At 66.8% G+C, this 16,373-nt stretch carries 14 protein-coding genes; 11 read left to right on the plus strand and 3 right to left on the minus strand.

The window, feature by feature from the left end; genetic code table 11:
• Nucleotides 1-36 precede the first annotated feature (36 nt).
• Nucleotides 37-795: a GntR family transcriptional regulator gene (locus ASC92_RS02820; RefSeq protein ID WP_056510090.1), complete on the minus strand. Its 759-nt coding sequence runs from the start codon at nt 793-795 to the stop codon at nt 37-39.
• Between the two features lie 185 nt (nt 796-980).
• Here ASC92_RS02820 and ASC92_RS02825 point away from each other — a divergent pair, with 185 nt between their 5' ends.
• The 5 genes from ASC92_RS02825 to ASC92_RS02845 all read left to right on the plus strand — a co-directional run bounded on the left by ASC92_RS02825 (nt 981) and on the right by ASC92_RS02845 (nt 7,009).
• On the plus strand, nt 981-1,967 hold the full coding sequence (locus ASC92_RS02825) for a malate dehydrogenase (RefSeq protein WP_056510093.1): 987 nt from the start codon (nt 981-983) through the stop codon (nt 1,965-1,967).
• Nucleotides 1,968-1,981: 14 nt separating this feature from the next.
• Nucleotides 1,982-2,764 (plus strand): trans-aconitate 2-methyltransferase, encoded by a 783-nt coding sequence (gene tam, locus ASC92_RS02830; RefSeq protein ID WP_056510095.1) that lies wholly within the window; start codon nt 1,982-1,984, stop codon nt 2,762-2,764.
• Nucleotides 2,761-3,759: an HpcH/HpaI aldolase/citrate lyase family protein gene (locus ASC92_RS02835; protein WP_056510098.1), complete on the plus strand. Its 999-nt coding sequence runs from the start codon at nt 2,761-2,763 to the stop codon at nt 3,757-3,759. The genes tam and ASC92_RS02835 overlap by 4 nt, the downstream gene beginning before the upstream one ends.
• A gap of 36 nt (nt 3,760-3,795) precedes the next feature.
• The gene (locus tag ASC92_RS02840) at nt 3,796-4,347 is read left to right on the plus strand and encodes a hypothetical protein (protein WP_056510100.1); all 552 of its coding nucleotides are present in this window, start codon (nt 3,796-3,798) and stop codon (nt 4,345-4,347) included.
• A 76-nt stretch (nt 4,348-4,423) separates the two neighbouring features.
• Complete coding sequence (locus ASC92_RS02845) at nt 4,424-7,009, plus strand: bifunctional aconitate hydratase 2/2-methylisocitrate dehydratase (RefSeq protein WP_056510102.1); 2,586 nt, start codon at nt 4,424-4,426, stop codon at nt 7,007-7,009.
• 119 nt (nt 7,010-7,128) lie between these two features.
• Here ASC92_RS02845 and ASC92_RS02850 read toward each other — a convergent pair whose 3' ends face one another.
• Nucleotides 7,129-7,755 carry a DUF2827 family protein gene (locus ASC92_RS02850; RefSeq protein WP_414820388.1) on the minus strand — a complete coding sequence of 209 codons (627 nt, stop codon included), beginning with the start codon at nt 7,753-7,755 and terminating at the stop codon, nt 7,129-7,131.
• On the opposite strand from ASC92_RS02850, the gene ASC92_RS02855 reads away from it, so the two are divergent.
• The 4 genes from ASC92_RS02855 to ASC92_RS02870 all read left to right on the plus strand — a co-directional run bounded on the left by ASC92_RS02855 (nt 7,700) and on the right by ASC92_RS02870 (nt 11,896).
• Nucleotides 7,700-8,893 (plus strand): YadA family autotransporter adhesin, encoded by a 1,194-nt coding sequence (locus ASC92_RS02855; RefSeq protein WP_235505649.1) that lies wholly within the window; start codon nt 7,700-7,702, stop codon nt 8,891-8,893. The two genes, ASC92_RS02850 and ASC92_RS02855, sit on opposite strands and share 56 nt — an antisense overlap.
• An 83-nt stretch (nt 8,894-8,976) precedes the next feature.
• On the plus strand, nt 8,977-10,128 hold the full coding sequence (locus ASC92_RS02860; protein WP_056510104.1) for a DUF2827 domain-containing protein: 1,152 nt from the start codon (nt 8,977-8,979) through the stop codon (nt 10,126-10,128).
• Entirely contained in the window at nt 10,125-11,273 is a 1,149-nt protein-coding gene (locus ASC92_RS02865) for a DUF2827 domain-containing protein (protein ID WP_056510107.1), read from the plus strand. Before ASC92_RS02860 ends, ASC92_RS02865 begins: the two co-directional genes overlap by 4 nt.
• Nucleotides 11,274-11,281: 8 nt before the next feature.
• Complete coding sequence (locus ASC92_RS02870) at nt 11,282-11,896, plus strand: hypothetical protein (protein ID WP_056510109.1); 615 nt, start codon at nt 11,282-11,284, stop codon at nt 11,894-11,896.
• A 15-nt stretch (nt 11,897-11,911) separates the two neighbouring features.
• On the opposite strand, the gene ASC92_RS02875 is transcribed toward ASC92_RS02870, so the two are convergent.
• Complete coding sequence (locus tag ASC92_RS02875) at nt 11,912-12,757, minus strand: helix-turn-helix domain-containing protein (RefSeq protein ID WP_056510111.1); 846 nt, start codon at nt 12,755-12,757, stop codon at nt 11,912-11,914.
• Between the two features lie 233 nt (nt 12,758-12,990).
• Here ASC92_RS02875 and ASC92_RS02880 point away from each other — a divergent pair, with 233 nt between their 5' ends.
• Nucleotides 12,991-15,855, plus strand: a complete 2,865-nt coding sequence (locus tag ASC92_RS02880; protein ID WP_056510113.1) for an aconitate hydratase — start codon at nt 12,991-12,993, stop codon at nt 15,853-15,855.
• Between the two features lie 6 nt (nt 15,856-15,861).
• Nucleotides 15,862-16,323, plus strand: a complete 462-nt coding sequence (locus tag ASC92_RS02885) for a metallophosphoesterase family protein (RefSeq protein WP_056510115.1) — start codon at nt 15,862-15,864, stop codon at nt 16,321-16,323.
• Nucleotides 16,324-16,373 lie beyond the last annotated feature (50 nt).

A 16,373-nucleotide genomic window follows, 5' to 3' on the forward strand; every position in this document is an offset into this window, starting at 1 on the left:
CTGGCGCACCGGTATCCGGCTTTCGTCTGCATCGGGTCAGCCCAACTGGTTTCTGTAGTGGTGGGTGTCGGTGCGATAGAGCCCGCGGCGAAGCTCCATCGGCATGTCATGGTAGGTGTGCGCCACGCGCTCCACGCTCAGCAGGGGCATCTGCGGTGTCATGTCGAGCAGCGCGGCCTGTTCGGCATCGGGCAGCACGGCGCGGATCTTTTCTTCGGCACGCACCATGCGCACGCCGAACTCCGTCTCGAACAGCGCGTACATCGGGCCGGGCCATGCGCGCAGCCGCTCGGCGGTGAGTCCCTTGAAGGGTGTGCCGGGCAGCCAGAGGTCTTCGAGGATGGTCGGCACGCCGCCGTAGGCGAGCACGCGCCGCACCTGCAGCACCGCGTCGCCCGTGCGCAGGCCGAGCGCGCGCGCCACGTCGGCCGATGCGCGCAGGCGTTTGCAATCGACGATGGTGCGCACCGCGGGACCCTCGGTGTTCGGGTCGCCGGCATCGGGCACGAGCTTGAGGAAGCGGTACTGCACATGCTGCTCGGCATGCGTGGCAACGAAGGTGCCCTTGCCCTGGCGGCGCACCACCAGGTTTTCGGCTGAGAGCTCGTCGATGGCCTTGCGCACCGTGCCCTGGCTCACGCGAAAGCGCACGGCCAGTTCCATCTCGCTCGGGATGGGCTCGCCCGGTTTCCACTCGCCCGCCTGCAGGCTCTGCAGGATCAGGGTCTTGATCTGCTGGTAGAGCGGACTGAAGGACGGCGTCGGGGGCTCGTCGAGTGGGGTGGGCGTGTTCATGGCAGCGGTGGGGTGCGCCTTGGCGGACCCCAGGAGGATATCTTATATAAGACATAAGATGAGGTTCATCGAATCGGCTTAAAATGCGGCCGGTCTCGCGCTGCGGGAAGGTATTCCGATCCCGCAGGACCCTGGCGCCCCACGAGAGCGCCAACACCGTTTTCATCACCTTCTGGAGTCTTCCCATGAGCAAAAAGCCCGTCCGCGTTGCCGTCACCGGTGCCGCCGGTCAAATCGGTTACGCCCTGTTGTTCCGTATCGCCTCCGGTGAAATGCTCGGCAAAGACCAGCCGGTCATTCTTCAGTTGCTCGAAATCCCCGACGAGAAGGCCCAGAAGGCGCTCAAGGGCGTGATGATGGAACTCGACGACTGCGCGTTCCCGCTGCTGGCCGGCATGGAAGCCCACGGCGACCCGATGACCGCCTTCAAGGATGCCGACTACGCACTGCTCGTCGGCTCGCGTCCCCGCGGCCCCGGCATGGAACGTGCCGAACTGCTGGCCGTCAACGGCGCCATCTTCACCGCACAAGGCAAGGCACTGAACGCTGTCGCCAGCCGCAACGTCAAGGTGCTGGTGGTCGGCAACCCCGCCAACACCAACGCCTACATCGCCATGAAGAGCGCGCCGGACCTGCCGCGCAAGAACTTCACCGCCATGCTGCGCCTGGACCACAACCGCGCTGCCAGCCAGATCGCCGCCAAGACCGGCAAGGCCGTGGCCGACATCGAGAAGCTCACCGTCTGGGGCAACCACTCGCCCACGATGTACGCCGACTACCGCTTTGCCACCATCAACGGCCAAAGCGTCGCCAAGATGATCAACGACCAGGAATGGAACGCCAACACCTTCCTGCCCACCGTCGGCAAGCGCGGCGCCGCCATCATCGAAGCGCGCGGCCTGTCGTCGGCTGCCTCGGCCGCCAACGCCGCCATCGACCACATGCGTGACTGGGCCCTGGGCACCAACGGCAAGTGGGTCACGATGGGCATCCCGTCGGACGGCCAGTACGGCATTCCGAAGGACGTGATGTTCGGCTTCCCGGTCACCTGCGAAAACGGTGAATACAAGCTGGTCGAAGGCCTCGAGATCGACGCATTCAGCCAGGAGCGCATCAACAAGACGCTCGAAGAGCTCGAAGGCGAACGCGCCGGCGTCGCCCACCTGCTGTAAGCAACTCCCGCAGCATGCTCGACTGGAACCCCGCGCTCTACCGTCGCTACGAGGACGAGCGCACCCGCCCCGCACAGGAACTCCTGGCGCGGGTGCCGCTGTCCGAAGCCGACCGCGTGGTCGACCTCGGTTGCGGGCCGGGCAATTCCACCGAGCTGCTGGTCCAGCGGTTCCCGAAGGCGCAAGTCCTCGGAACCGACAACTCCGAAGCCATGCTGGTCAGCGCGCGCGAGCGGCTGCCGCAGGCAAGCTTCGAGTTGAGCGACATCGCGACCTGGGCGCCGCAAGGCCAAGCGCCCGACCTCATTTACGCCAACGCATCCCTGCAATGGGTGCCCGATCACGAAAAGCTGATCCCGCGCCTGTTCGACGCGCTGGCCCCGGGTGGCGTGCTCGCCATCCAGATGCCCGACAACCGCCAGGAGCCCACGCATCGCCTGATGCGCGCGCTGGCGGCCGAAGCGCCGTGGGCCGAGCCCATCGGCGATGCCGACAGGCTGCGCACCATGCTGTTGCCGCTTGGCGGCTACTACGACCTGCTGGCGCCGCATGCCGCCAGCGTCGATGTCTGGCACACGATCTACCAGCACCGCATGGCCGATTCCGCTTCCATCGTCGAATGGGTGCGCAGCACCGGCCTGAAGCCTTTCGTCGACCGCCTGCCGGCCGACCTACAGGCGAGCTATCTCGCCGAATACCAGCGGCGCGTGGACGAGGCGTATCCCGCCCGCGCCGACGGCAGGCGGCTGCTCGCCTTTCCGCGCATGTTCATCGTGGCGCAAAAGAGCAAGGCATGACCCAAACCGCCCATCCCGCTGAAGTGCTGCTGGGTGCACAGGCTGGCGCCGTGACGCTGCCCGTGTGCGACCACTACAGCGGCGTTGAGGCGCGCATGAAGAAGAGCCTCACGCTCCAGGCCGAGATGGCCGAGGAGTTCGGCGCCTGCGTGTTCGACGTTACCCTCGATTGCGAAGACGGCGCACCCGTGGGCGGCGAGGCCGAGCATGCCGCGCTCGTTACCGAACTGGCGCTGGCCGCGAAACCCGGCATGCGCGTCGGCGTGCGCGTGCACCCCGTCGACCATCCCGCCTTCGCCGGTGACGTGGTCACCATTGCCGGCCGCGCCGCCGAGCGCCTGAGCCACCTGATGGTGCCGAAGGTCGAATCGGTGGCCGATGTGTTGCAAGCTGTCGCAGCGCTCGAGGCGGCGGATGCCGATGCATTGCCGCTGCACGTGCTGATCGAATCGCCGCTCGCCGTGCACAACGCCTTCGAGATTGCCGCCCATCCGCGCGTGCAGTCGCTGAGTTTCGGCCTCATGGATTTCGTCTCGGCGCATGCCGGCGCAATCCCCGCCGACGGCATGGGTGCGGCAGGGCAGTTCAGCCACCCGCTGGTGGTGCGCGCCAAGCTGGCCATCGCGTCGGCCGCACATGCCTACGGCAAGGTGCCGTCGCACTGCGTGGTGACCGAATTCAACAACACCGATGCCATGCGCACGGCGGCGCGCAAGGCGGCCGACGAATTCGGCTACACGCGCATGTGGAGCATCCACCCGAACCAGATCCGCCCCATCCTCGAGGCCTTTGCGCCGGACGAGGCGCAGATTCAGATCGCCTCACAAATCATTGCAAAAGCCGCGGCCGCGGATTGGGCTCCGACACAAATTGATGGCACATTGCACGACCGCGCGAGCTACCGCCACTTTTGGCAGGTCTTGACGCGTGCCCACGCAACAGGGCGCGCGTTGCCCCCCGAGGCGAAAGCCTGGTTTGCGCTCGCGGCCTCCTGAAACCACCCCTGAATCCAGCCTCAAGGAAACCCACACATGAAGAAAATTGCCCTGATTGCCGCTGTCGCGCTGGCGCTCCCTATCGCCACGATGGCCCAGGATGCAGCCAAGCCCGCCGCGAAGTCGGCGACGGCCAAGAAGACGCCTCCCAAGAAGCAGGTCACCCGCCGCGCTGCCAAGGCAGTGGAAGAAGTCACGCCCGTCAACACCGACACCGACGTGGCGCTCAACGAAGCCGACCTGGCCGTGGCCCAGCGCGTGTCGACCGGCCGCGCCCAGTGTGAACTCGGCGCCGACGTGACCGTCACGCCCGACGAGAAGAAGCCCGGCTTCTTCACCGTGACCACCAAGGGCCTGAAGTACCGCATGCACCCGGTCGAAAGCCGCACCGGCGCCATCCGCCTCGAAGACCCGCGCGCCGGTGCCATGTGGCTCCAGCTCGGCAACAAGTCGATGCTGATGAACCAGAAGGCCGGCCTGCGTATCGCCGACGAATGCCAGACGGCCGCCCAGGTCGCGTTTGCCGAAGAAATGAAGAAGAACCCGCCGAAGGCCCTTTTCGAAGGCGCCGACGGGGCCAAGAAGTAAGTAACGAAACGGCGTGCGGCGCGGCTCTTGCTTGCCGTGTCGCACGCCCGCCAGCCCAGTTTCCGGAGAAAAGAAGATGTTGCAAGCCTACGTTGACCATGTTGCCGAACGCGCCGCGCTCGGTATCCCGCCGCTGCCCTTGAGCGCGAAGCAGACCTCTGAAGCCATCGAGCTCCTCAAGAGCGCGAATGCCAAGGACGGTGCCTTCCTGCTCGATCTGCTCACCCATCGCGTTCCCGCCGGTGTGGACGATGCAGCCAAGGTCAAGGCCAGCTATCTCGCCGCCGTGGCCCACGGCACCGAGAAGAGCGAGTTCATCTCGCGCGCTCGCGCAACCGAACTGCTCGGCACCATGCTCGGCGGCTACAACATCAGCCCCATGATCGACCTGCTCGACGACGCCGAAGTCGGCGCCGTGGCGGCCGAAGGCCTGAAGAAAACCCTGTTGATGTTCGACCAATTCCACGACGTCAAGGAAAAGGCCGACAAGGGCAATGTGCACGCCAAGGGCGTGCTGCAGAGCTGGGCCGACGCCGAGTGGTTCACCAGCCGTCCCGAAGTGCCGAAGAGCATCACCGTCAGCATCTTCAAGGTGGCTGGCGAAATCAACACCGACGACCTGTCGCCCGCACCCGACGCGACGACCCGTCCCGACATTCCGATGCACGCGCTCGCGATGCACAAGAATGCGCGCCCCGGCATCGTGCCCGAGGAAGACGGCAAGCGCGGCCCGGTGAAGTTCATCGAAGACCTGCGCGCGCGCGGCCACCTCGTGGCTTACGCGGGCGACGTGGTCGGCACGGGTTCGTCGCGCAAGAGCGCCACCAACTCGGTGCTCTGGTTCACCGGCGAAGACATTCCCTTCGTGCCTAACAAGCGTTTCGGCGGCGTCTGCCTCGGCGGCAAGATCGCTCCCATCTTCTACAACACGATGGAAGACTCGGGCGCGCTGCCGATCGAGCTCGACGTGGCGCAGATGAACATGGGCGACGTGGTCGAGCTGCGTCCCTACGAAGGCAAGGCGCTGAAGGACGGCAAGGTCATCGCCGAATTCCAGGTCAAGAGCGACGTACTGTTCGACGAAGTGCGCGCTGGCGGCCGCATTCCGCTGATCATCGGCCGCGGCCTGACGACCAAGGCACGCGAGGCGCTGGGCCTGCCCGTGTCGACGCTGTTCCGCCTGCCGACCAGCCCGGTCGACACCAAGAAGGGCTTCTCGCTCGCGCAGAAGATGGTCGGCCGCGCCTGCGGCCTGCCCGAAGGCCAGGGCGTGCGCCCGGGCACGTACTGCGAACCCAAGATGACCTCGGTCGGCTCGCAGGACACCACCGGCCCGATGACGCGCGACGAGCTGAAGGACCTGGCTTGCCTGGGCTTCTCGGCCGACCTCGTGATGCAGTCGTTCTGCCACACGGCGGCATACCCCAAGAAGGTCGACGTCAAGATGCACCACGAACTCCCCGAGTTCATGGCCAACCGCGGCGGCGTGTCGCTGCGGCCGGGCGACGGCGTGATCCATTCCTGGCTCAACCGCCTGCTGACGCCCGACACCGTCGGCACCGGCGGCGACAGCCACACCCGCTTCCCCATCGGCATCAGCTTCCCTGCAGGTTCGGGGCTCGTGGCCTTCGCAGCTGCTACCGGCGTGATGCCGCTGGACATGCCTGAGTCGGTGCTCGTGCGCTTCAAGGGCAAGATGCAGCCCGGCGTCACGTTGCGCGACCTGGTCAACGCCATTCCGCTGTACGCCATCAAGGCCGGTCTGCTGACCGTGGCCAAGCAGGGCAAGAAGAACATCTTCTCGGGCCGCATCCTCGAAATCGAAGGCCTGCCCGACCTGAAGGTGGAGCAAGCCTTCGAGCTGAGCGACGCTTCGGCCGAGCGCTCGGCCGCTGGTTGCACCGTGCACCTGAACAAGGAGCCGATCGCCGAATACATCAACAGCAACATCACGCTGATGAAGTGGATGATTGCCGAAGGCTATACCGACGCGCGCACGCTGCAACGCCGCATCGCCGCGCAAGAGGCGTGGCTGGCCGACCAGCAACTGCTCAAAGGCGACGCCGACGCAGAATATGCCGCCGTCATCGAGATCGACCTCGCCGAGATCCACGAACCCATCGTGGCCTGCCCGAACGACCCCGACGACGTGAAGACGCTCAGCGACGTGGCCGGAGCCCAGATCGACGAAGTGTTCATCGGTTCGTGTATGACCAACATCGGCCACTTCCGCGCCGCGTCGAAGCTGCTCGAAGGCAAGCGCGACATTCCGGTCAAGCTGTGGATCGCGCCGCCCACCAAGATGGACGCACACCAGCTCACCGAAGAAGGCCACTATGGCGTGTTCGGCAATGCCGGTGCCCGCACCGAAATGCCGGGCTGCTCGCTGTGCATGGGCAACCAGGCGCAGGTGCGCGAAGGCGCCACGGTGATGTCGACCAGTACCCGCAACTTCCCGAACCGCCTGGGCAAGAACACGAACGTGTACCTGGGTTCGGCCGAACTGGCCGCCATCTGCTCGCGCCTGGGCCGCATCCCGACGCGCGAGGAATACATGGCTGCCACGGGCGTGCTCGATGCGTCCAGCGCGCAGATCTACCAGTACCTGAACTTCGACAAGATCGAGGACTACAAGGGTGTGGCGGACACGGTCGCGGCCTGATCTCTTTCGGTTCGCATCATGAAAAGGCCCCGCTTCGGCGGGGCTTTTTCATGGCCGGACGACAGGTTCAGGTCGGAGGTGGCTTCGGATGAAATCCGCATGCCGGGGGCGGAGGAGGCCTATCGGGCAGGGCGCTGCATCAGGCCGAGCAGCAGGGTGTTGTAGAGCTCGGTGGCCGCGGCGTTGCCGGGCAGATAACGATCGATCAGACCGCGCTGGCGCGCACGGTAGTCAGCCGCGTTGGCGTCGTGCGTGTCGATGGCTTCCAGCACGCGGGCACTGCCGCCGGCTACGTCGTTGCCTTCGTAGTAATAGCCGAGGTCCGCGCACAGGTGCGCGTTGTGAACCAGCGGATAGCCCTGCCAGCAGGTCTCGAGGTAGAAGTAGTTGAGCGGGTTCTCCCCCTGGTGCGAGACCACGATGTCCGTGTTCAGCGCCAGGAAGACCGGCGTTTCGTGCCGACCGAGGAACACCGCCTTGTGCTCGCGGACGAGGTCGAGCTGGTTCATCAGCGTGATGAATTCCATGTTCTCCCTGGCCAGCCGCTCGGCGTTGGTGACCTGCAGCAGTGCGATGGCGTCGGGCCGCGCGCGGTAGGCCAGTTCGGCGATCAGCACGGGGTAGAGGCAGAACTTCACCACATTGATGTTCGGCTCCATCACGCTCAGACGGCGCGGCCCGGCGTGCGGTGTGAGCAGCCTGTCGACGTCGACCTCGACGGGCCTGAGCACAGCAACCAGCGGCATTGCCAGCCTGTCGACCGGTGGCGGCAGCCTGTCGACCAGCCTGAGCACGACCAACGTCAACGTCAGCAGCCTGAGCACGTCGGTCAACAACATCTACAACACCGGCACCAAGTACTTCCATGCCAACTCGACGGCGGCGGATGCCCAGGCCTCGGGCCAGGAAGCCGTGGCGATCGGCCCGCAGTCGGTGGCCAGCGGCGCCAACTCGTTTGCTGCCGGCAACGGCGCCCGGGCCACGGCCGACGGCGCGGTGGCGGTGGGCTTCGGCGCCCAGGCCACGGGTGCGAACGCGATCGCCATCGGTACCGGAGCGCTGGCCACGGGCTCGCAGGCCATTGGTGTGAACTCCCGCGCAGGCGGCGGTGGCGTGGCGCTGGGCGACAACGCCGACGCAGGCGGTACGGCGCTGAGCCAGGCGCAGAACATCTCCAAGGGCACGGCCATCGGCTTCGGCGCCATCGTGCAGCAAAGCGGCGGCGTGGCGCTGGGCGCGGGCTCGGTGGCTTCCACCGCGGCAGGTGTGGCCGGCTACGTTCCGGGCAGCGCGACGGCGCAGCAGGCGGCGGCCATCAGGGCAACCACCAGCACGCAGGCCGCGGTGTCGGTGGGCGATGCGGCCTCCGGCCAGTTCCGCCAGATCACCGGCGTGGCGGCAGGTACGGCCGACAGCGACGCCACCAACGTGGCGCAACTGAGGGCCACGGCGAATGGGGTTGCGGCCAGCAGCGTGCAGTACGCGACCAACCCGGACGGCTCGGTCAACTACAACCAGGTCACGCTGGGCGCCGGCCAGGCCCCGGGCGGCACGCGCATCAGCAACGTGGCGCCGGGCGTGCTGCCGACCGACGCCGTGAACCTGAACCAGCTGAACCAGGTGCAGGGCCAGGTCGGCGACGTGGCGCGCATCGCCTACTCTGGCACGGCCATGGCCTTCGCGATGTCGGGTACCTACCTGCCGACGCTGTACCCCGGCGAAAAGACCGTGGGCGTGGGCCTTGGCAGCTACAAGGGCTACAGCGCCGTGGCGCTGACCTTCAAGGCGCTGTCCGACGACGGCAAGATGTCCTGGGGCGCGGGCCTGACGAGCACGGGCAAGGAATGGGGCGTCAACGCCGGCATCGGCTGGAAGTGGAAGTAAGCAAGCCGCTGAATCGCCCCTGACCGGGCGGCTCCCGTGCTGACGGTGCGGGAGCCGTTTTTTTTGATACACACTTCGCCCCCATGCGCATTGGTATTTCAGTCCTCACCCACGAGGGGCAGAACATCTGGGAAAACGGAATGGGGCAGAACGTCCTGTTTCTCGCCCGGTTGCTGCAACGCATCGAGTTCGTCGAATCCGTGACCCTGGTCGACGCCGGCGACCAGCCGAGCATGCCGCCCCAGGTCGACCTGGCCGCCATGGGCCTGGCTTTCGGGCGGGCCCGCGACCTGACCGATGCGCTGGACGTGGTCATCGAGATGGCCGGCGCGCTCGACGTGCAATGGCTCTCCTATTTCCGCGCATGCGGCGGCCGCGTGGTGTTCCATTGCGTGGGCCAGCCCTTCGCGGCGCTGGCCGAGCCGATCGTGTTCACCGACAAGGGCCACTTCAGCAAGCCCGGCCGCTGCGACGAGGTTTGGCTGCTGCCCAAGGACGCGGTGTTCGCGCCGATGATGCGCACCATGCACCGCTGCCCGGTGTTCGAGGTGCCGTATCTCTGGTCGCCGCAGTTCCTGGCCCAGCGCGTCGCGGAGGTCGAGGCCGCGGGCCACCGCTTCGGCTACACGCCGCGCACGGCCGAGCAGCCGGGGTTTCGCGTGGCGATCTTCGAGCCCAACATCTCGGTGGTGAAGTCCAGCAGCGTGCCCATGCTGATCTGCGACGGGGCCTACCGCGCCGACCCAACCGCCGTGGCCTCGATGCAGGTGCTCAACACCCTGCACGTCAAGGACCATCCGACGATGCTGTACCTGGCGAACTCGCTCGACATCGTGCGCCAGCACAAGGCGATCTTCCACGGCCGGCACGACTTCGCGGGCTTCATGGTGCAGTTTGCCGACGCGGTGGTTTCGCACCAGTGGCAGAACGACCAGAACTACAGCTACCTCGATGCGCTCTACGGCAACTACCCGCTGGTGCACAACTCGCCCTGGCTGCGCGATGCCGGCTACTACTACCCCGACTTCGACATCGCCGCCGGTGCCGCGCAACTGCTGCAGGCCGTGCGCAGCCACGACCGGCAGCTGGATGACTACCGCGCGCGCTCCCTGCGGGTCTTCGAGACGCTCGATCCGCTCCATCGGGCGAACGTCGACGGCTACGCGCAGCGCCTGCTGCAGCTGGCGGGCGGCAATGCCGCATTCCGTGCCGACGGCGTGAGGAGCGCCGCATGAGCGAAGCGCAGAAAAAGACCGCCATGCAGGCCAAGCTGAAGGTTGGCGTTTCCATCTTCATCCGCAAGGGCGAGCAGAGCCTGTGGGAGAACGGCGTCTACCAGAACTGCCTGTTCCTCGTGATGCTGCTGCTGCGTTCGCCGCGCGTGGAAAGCGCCGTGCTGGTGGCCGGCGGCGGCGACGGCGGTCCTGCGGATGCAACCAATTTCCTGGCCGACTCGCCGGTGCCCATCATCGACATGGCCACGGCCGCACAGGAGCTCGATCTCATGATCGAGATGAGCGCCCAGCTGGCCATGTCGTGGTCCGTGGCGTTTCGCGAACGCGGCGGCAAGATCGTCTCGATGCGCGTGGGCAACGACTACGTGATCGACATCGAGCGGATGATCTTCGACAAGCCGCACGGCCTGCTGGTCTCCGGCGCACCGTACGACGAGGTCTGGACGATCCCCGAGTACGAGGTGTCGTGCAAGCCCTACTTCGAGAGCACCTTCCGCGCACCGGTGCGGCTCATGCCTCACCTCTGGAGCCCGATGGTGCTGGAGCGCGCCATGGCCCGCGCGCCGCAAAGCCCGCCGTTTGCCTACGAACCCGGTCGCAAGCAGTGGCGCGTGGCCATCTTCGAGCCCAACATCTGCATGGTGAAGACGAGCTTCATCCCGATGCTCGGCTGCGAGGCGGCGCACCGCGCGCAGCCGCGGCTGATCGAGAAGATGTGGGTCTACAACAGCTTCCATCTGAAGGACAAGCCGCTGTTCGTCGGCTTCGCGCAGAGCCTGGACATCGTGCAGCACGGGCTGGCCGCCTTCGAGGGACGCTTCCCGGTCTACCAGGTGATGCCGGGCAAGATTGACGCGGTGTTCGCGCACCACTGGGAGAACGCGCAGAACTACCTCTACTACGAGGCCCTGTACGGCGGCTATCCGCTGATCCACAACTCGCACCTCATCGGCGACTGCGGCTACCGCTATCACGGCTTCGACTGCGAGGAGGGCGGCCGCGCGCTGCAGCGCGCCTTTGCCGAACACGACGCCGACCTGCCGGCCTACCGCGAGCGCGCGCGCCGCTTCATCGCCACGCTCGACCCCGAAGGCGAGGACAACGTGCGCACCTACACCGCCGCCATCGAAAACCTTTACGCATGAGGACCGGGATGAAGCCGACCCAACGATTCATCCGCCTGCTGCTCGCCGCCCTGTCGTGGCCCGCCGCCAGCGTCGCATTCGCGCAGGGCCTGCTGGTGCCCCAGGCGCCACCGGCGGCGCCGCAGGACACGCTCACGCGCGCGGCAACCAGCGTGGGCATCAAGCGCTGCCTGCCCGCCATCACGCGGCTTTCCTCGCTCACCGTGCAGGGCAGCCGCAGCCACGACGTGCTGCTCGACTGGGACCGCAAGCGCCCCGACGCCGGGCCGGTGTTCTCGCTGATCGGCATGGAGTTTCCGAACGCCGGCGTGGCCGCGTCGATCACCGCCATTCCCGACGACAGCGGCGCCTGCACCGTGTCGGCCGAGCGCATCTCGGTCGCGCCCTTCACCTGCGCGAGCGTGGGGCAGCAGGAACTCGCGAGCTACAAGATGACGCGGCTGCTGCCCAACTACGCGGTCTATACCGACGAGAAGGAGCCCACCTCGTCGGTCTCGCTGATCGATTCGCCGCCGGGCTGCCTGATCATCCGGCGCTATGTCGAATACGGCTGGCGGGACCCGGCCGCAGTTCCTGGCGCAGCCCCGGCCACTGCCGCGGGCCAGCCTCCGAAGAAGCGCTGAGCCAGTCGCAGGCTTTCAAGCCGTCGCCTGCGCCGCCAATGCCGTCAGCGCAGCAGCGGTCTGCTCATCGGCCGGGAAGAACGATTCCACCGCCAGTTCCTGCAGCGTGACGTCCACCGGCGTGCCGAAGATTGTGGTGGTGCTGATGAAGCTCAGCACCCCGTTCGGCGTCACGAACTGGATCGGCACCGCAATGGCCGACAGTGCCGTGTCGATGGCGGGCAGGTCGTGGCTGACCGCGGGTGGAGGGTAGGCCTCCAGTTCGTCATGCAATTCCTGCAGCACCGCGTCGCCGGTGGCGGCGATCTGCTGCTGCAGCCGTTCCAGCAGATGGGTGCGCCACTGCGCGAGATTGGCGATGCGCGCAGCCACGCCGTCGGGGTGCAGGCTCAGCCGCATCACGTTGATGGGCGCCTGCATCAACTCGGGCGCGGCGCCTTCCATCAGCATCGGCACCAGCGCGTTGTGCGCCACCAGGTTCCAGTGGCGGTCCACGGCCAGCGCGGGAAAGGGCTCGTGCCCCTTCAGCACCAGGTCGACAGCGCGGCGCGCGGCGGCCATCGCCGGATCGTCGAGCGAGCGCTGCCGGTACATCGGCGCAAAGCCCGCGGCCACCAGCAGTGCATTGCGCTCGCGCAGCGGCACCTCGAGCCGCTCGGCCAGTCGCAGCACCATCTCGCGGCTGGGCGCGGCGCGGCCGGTTTCCACGTAACTCAGGTGGCGGGTCGAGACCTCGGCTTCCTGCGCCAGGTCGAGCTGGCTCAGGCGGCGGTGGGTGCGCCAGTGCCGCAGGTGGGCGCCGAACGGGTCGCGCGCGCCGGGCTGGCTGGCCTTGGGTGGGTGGGAGCGGGTGGTGTTCATGGGGCTGCATTCTGGCGTGTCGGCGGCGCGGCGCGATGACCTCCCAGGTCATCGACGCGATACCCGGTGGCCGGAATCGCCGGCTCCGGCGCGGCAGGAATTCGCTCGCGGTGTAGCCACCCAGACCCCGAATCCGGAGACACCGGGGGCCGAGCTTTAGTCCCCTGACTACAGCGGCCGACATGGTTCCCTGATATCTTGAGGAGCTTCCACGAATCAACAGGAGTTCCTCCATGGCCAAAGCACCGGCGCATGCCTTTGCGTCCACCCTCAAGACCTTCAAGACCGCATCGGGCAAGTCCGGCAAATACTGGTCCCTGAAGGAGCTGGCCAAGCAGTACCCGACCATCGACCGCCTGCCGGTTTCCATCCGTATCGTGCTCGAATCGGTGCTGCGCAACTGCGACGGGCAGAAGGTCTCGGCCAAGCATGTCGAAGAGCTGGCCCACTGGGCGCCGAACGCCGAGCGCACCGACGAGATTCCTTTCGTCGTCACCCGAGTGGTGCTGCAGGACTTCACCGGGGTGCCGCTGCTGGCCGACCTGGCCGCCATGCGCAGCGTGGCCGCCAAGCTGGGCAAGTCGCCCAAGACCATCGAGCCGCTGGTGCCCGTCGACCTGGTGGTCGACCACTCGGTGATGGTCGACTACTACGGCACGCCCAAGGCGCTCGACCTGAACATGAAGCTGGAGTTCCAGCGCAACAACGAGCGCTACCAGTTCATGAAGTGGGGCATGCAGGCCTTCGACACCTTCCGCGTCGTGCCGCCGGGCTTCGGCATCGTGCACCAGGTCAACCTCGAATACTTCGCGCGCGGCGTCTACAAGAGCCCGGGCGACGCGAACGACGTGCCCACCTACTACCCCGACTCGCTGGTCGGCACCGACAGCCATACGACCATGATCAACGGCATCGGCGTGGTCGGCTGGGGCGTGGGCGGCATCGAGGCCGAGGCGGCCATGCTGGGCCAGCCGGTCTACATGCTCACGCCCGACGTGGTGGGCTTCGAGCTCACCGGCAAGCTGCGCGAGGGCGTCACGGCGACTGATCTCGTGCTGTACGTCACCGCGATCCTGCGGGCTGAGAAAGTGGTGGGCAAGTTCGTCGAATTCTTCGGCCCCGGCGCCGCTTCCATCGCCGTGCCCGACCGCGCGACCATCGGCAACATGGCACCCGAATACGGCGCGACCATGGGCTTCTTCCCGGTCGACGACATGACCGTGGCGTACTTCGAAGGCACCGGCCGCACCCAGGAAGAGGTCGAGCGCTTTGCCGCCTACTACAAGGCGCAGGGCCTGTACGGCATGCCCAACCCGGGCGACATCGACTACACGAAAATCGTCAGGCTCGACCTCGGCACCGTGTCCCCGAGCCTGGCCGGCCCGAAGCGCCCGCAGGACCGCATCGACCTTGGTCACCTTTCCACCAAGTTCTCGGAGCTGTACAGCAAGCCCAACGACGCCAACGGCTTCAACCAGCCGGCCGACAAGCTCAAGCTGCGCTACCCGCTGAGCGTGAACGGCGTGCGCGACGACGACGAAGCCGCGGCGCCGCCGCCCGGTGCGCCGCGCGACGTGGTCGAGATGGTGGCCAACCGCTCGACCCATGCCGCGGCACACACCAGCGCCACCGCACCGCCGGCGCCCAAAGGCGATGTCACCATCGGCAACGGCGACGTGCTGATCGCGGCCATCACCTCGTGCACCAACACCTCGAACCCGAGCGTGATGCTGGCCGCCGGCCTGCTCGCGAAGAAGGCGGTGGAGGCGGGGCTCACGGTCAAGCCGCACGTCAAGACCTCTCTGGCACCCGGCTCGCGCATCGTCACCGAATACCTCGAGAAGGCCGGCCTGCTGCCGTACCTCGAAAAGCTCGGCTTCTACCTCGCGGGCTACGGCTGCACCACCTGCATCGGCAACGCCGGCGACCTGACGCCCGAGATCAACGAGGCGATCACGAAGAACGACCTGATCGGCGCCGCCGTGCTGTCGGGCAACCGCAACTTCGAGGCGCGCATCCATCCGAACCTGAAGGCCAACTTCCTCGCCTCGCCGCCGCTGGTGGTGGCCTTCGCCATCGCCGGCAACGTGATGACCGACCTGATGACCGAGCCCGTGGGCAAGGGCCGGAACGGCAAGGACGTGTACCTGGGCGACATCTGGCCGACGCCGAAGGAAATCGACGAGAACCTGCGCTACGCGATGGATGCGAAATCGTTCCGCGAGAACTACGACAAGGTCAAGACCGACCCGGGCAAGTTCTGGAGCAGCATCGAGGGCACCAACGGCCAGGTGTACGACTGGCCGAAGTCGACCTACATCGCCGAGCCGCCGTTCTTCGAGGGCTTCAGGATGACGCCGCACGCATCGGACGCGGGCTTCAAGGGCGCGCGCGTCATGGCGCTGTTCGGCGACTCGATCACCACCGACCACATCTCGCCGGCCGGCTCCATCAAGGAAAGTTCGCCCGCGGGCATCTGGCTCAAGGCGCATGGCGTGGCCAAGGCCGACTTCAACAGCTACGGTTCGCGCCGCGGCAACCACGACGTGATGATGCGCGGCACCTTCGCCAACGTGCGCATCAAGAACCTCATGATTCCGCCGGACGCCAATGGCACTCAGGAAGAGGGCGGCGTCACGCTGTTCCAGCCGGGCAACGAGAAGATGTTCATCTACGACGCCGCCATGAAGTACATGGCGCAGGGCGTGCCGACGGTGGTGTTCGGCGGCGAGGAATACGGCACCGGCTCCTCGCGCGACTGGGCAGCCAAGGGCACGCAGCTGCTGGGCATCAAGGCCGTGGTGGCGCGCAGCTTCGAGCGCATCCACCGCGCCAACCTGGTTGGCATGGGCGTGCTGCCGCTGCAGTTCCGCGGCGCCGATTCGTGGCAGACGCTGGGCCTCGCTGGCGACGAGAAGATCGACGTGGTGATCGGTAGCGAGTTGAAGCCGCAGATGGACGTGAAGCTGGTCGTGCACCGCCCCGACGGCACGCACCAGGAGGTGACGGTGCGCCTGCGCATCGACACGCCGATCGAGGTCGACTACTACAAGCACGGCGGCATCCTGCCGTTCGTGCTGCGGCAGTTGCTGGAATAGCCCGGGGTGCTCCGCATCGGCCTCATTTCCGACACCCACGGGCTCCTGCGGCCCGAGGCCGTCGCTTTCCTGAGAGGCAGCGATTTCATCGTGCACGGCGGCGACATCGGCAGCGCCGGCATCCTCGAAGCGCTCGCGGCCATCGCGCCGCTGACGGCCGTGCGCGGCAACAACGACCGCGAGCCCTGGGCCGAGGCGATCGCTGAAACCGAACTGCTGGAGTTCGGCGATGTGCAGATCTACGCCATCCACGACCTCGCGCAACTCGGCATCGACCCGCCGGCGGCCGGCGTGCGCGTGGTCGTCTCGGGCCATTCGCACCAGCCGAAGATCGTGGAGCGCGGCGGCGTGCTGTACGTCAACCCGGGCAGCGCGGGCCCGCGCCGGTTCAAGCTGCCCATCGCCGTGGCCGAACTGTTGATCGACGGCGATGCCGTCACCGCACGCGTCGTCGAATTGGCCGTTTGAGCCCCGTACGGGCGACCGAACCCAGCGAAAACCCGCTGATTTGCCGGGCT

Origin of the sequence: Variovorax sp. Root411 (genome assembly GCF_001425205.1) — a bacterium.
In the GTDB taxonomy this organism is placed as follows: Bacteria; Pseudomonadota; Gammaproteobacteria; order Burkholderiales; family Burkholderiaceae_C; genus Variovorax.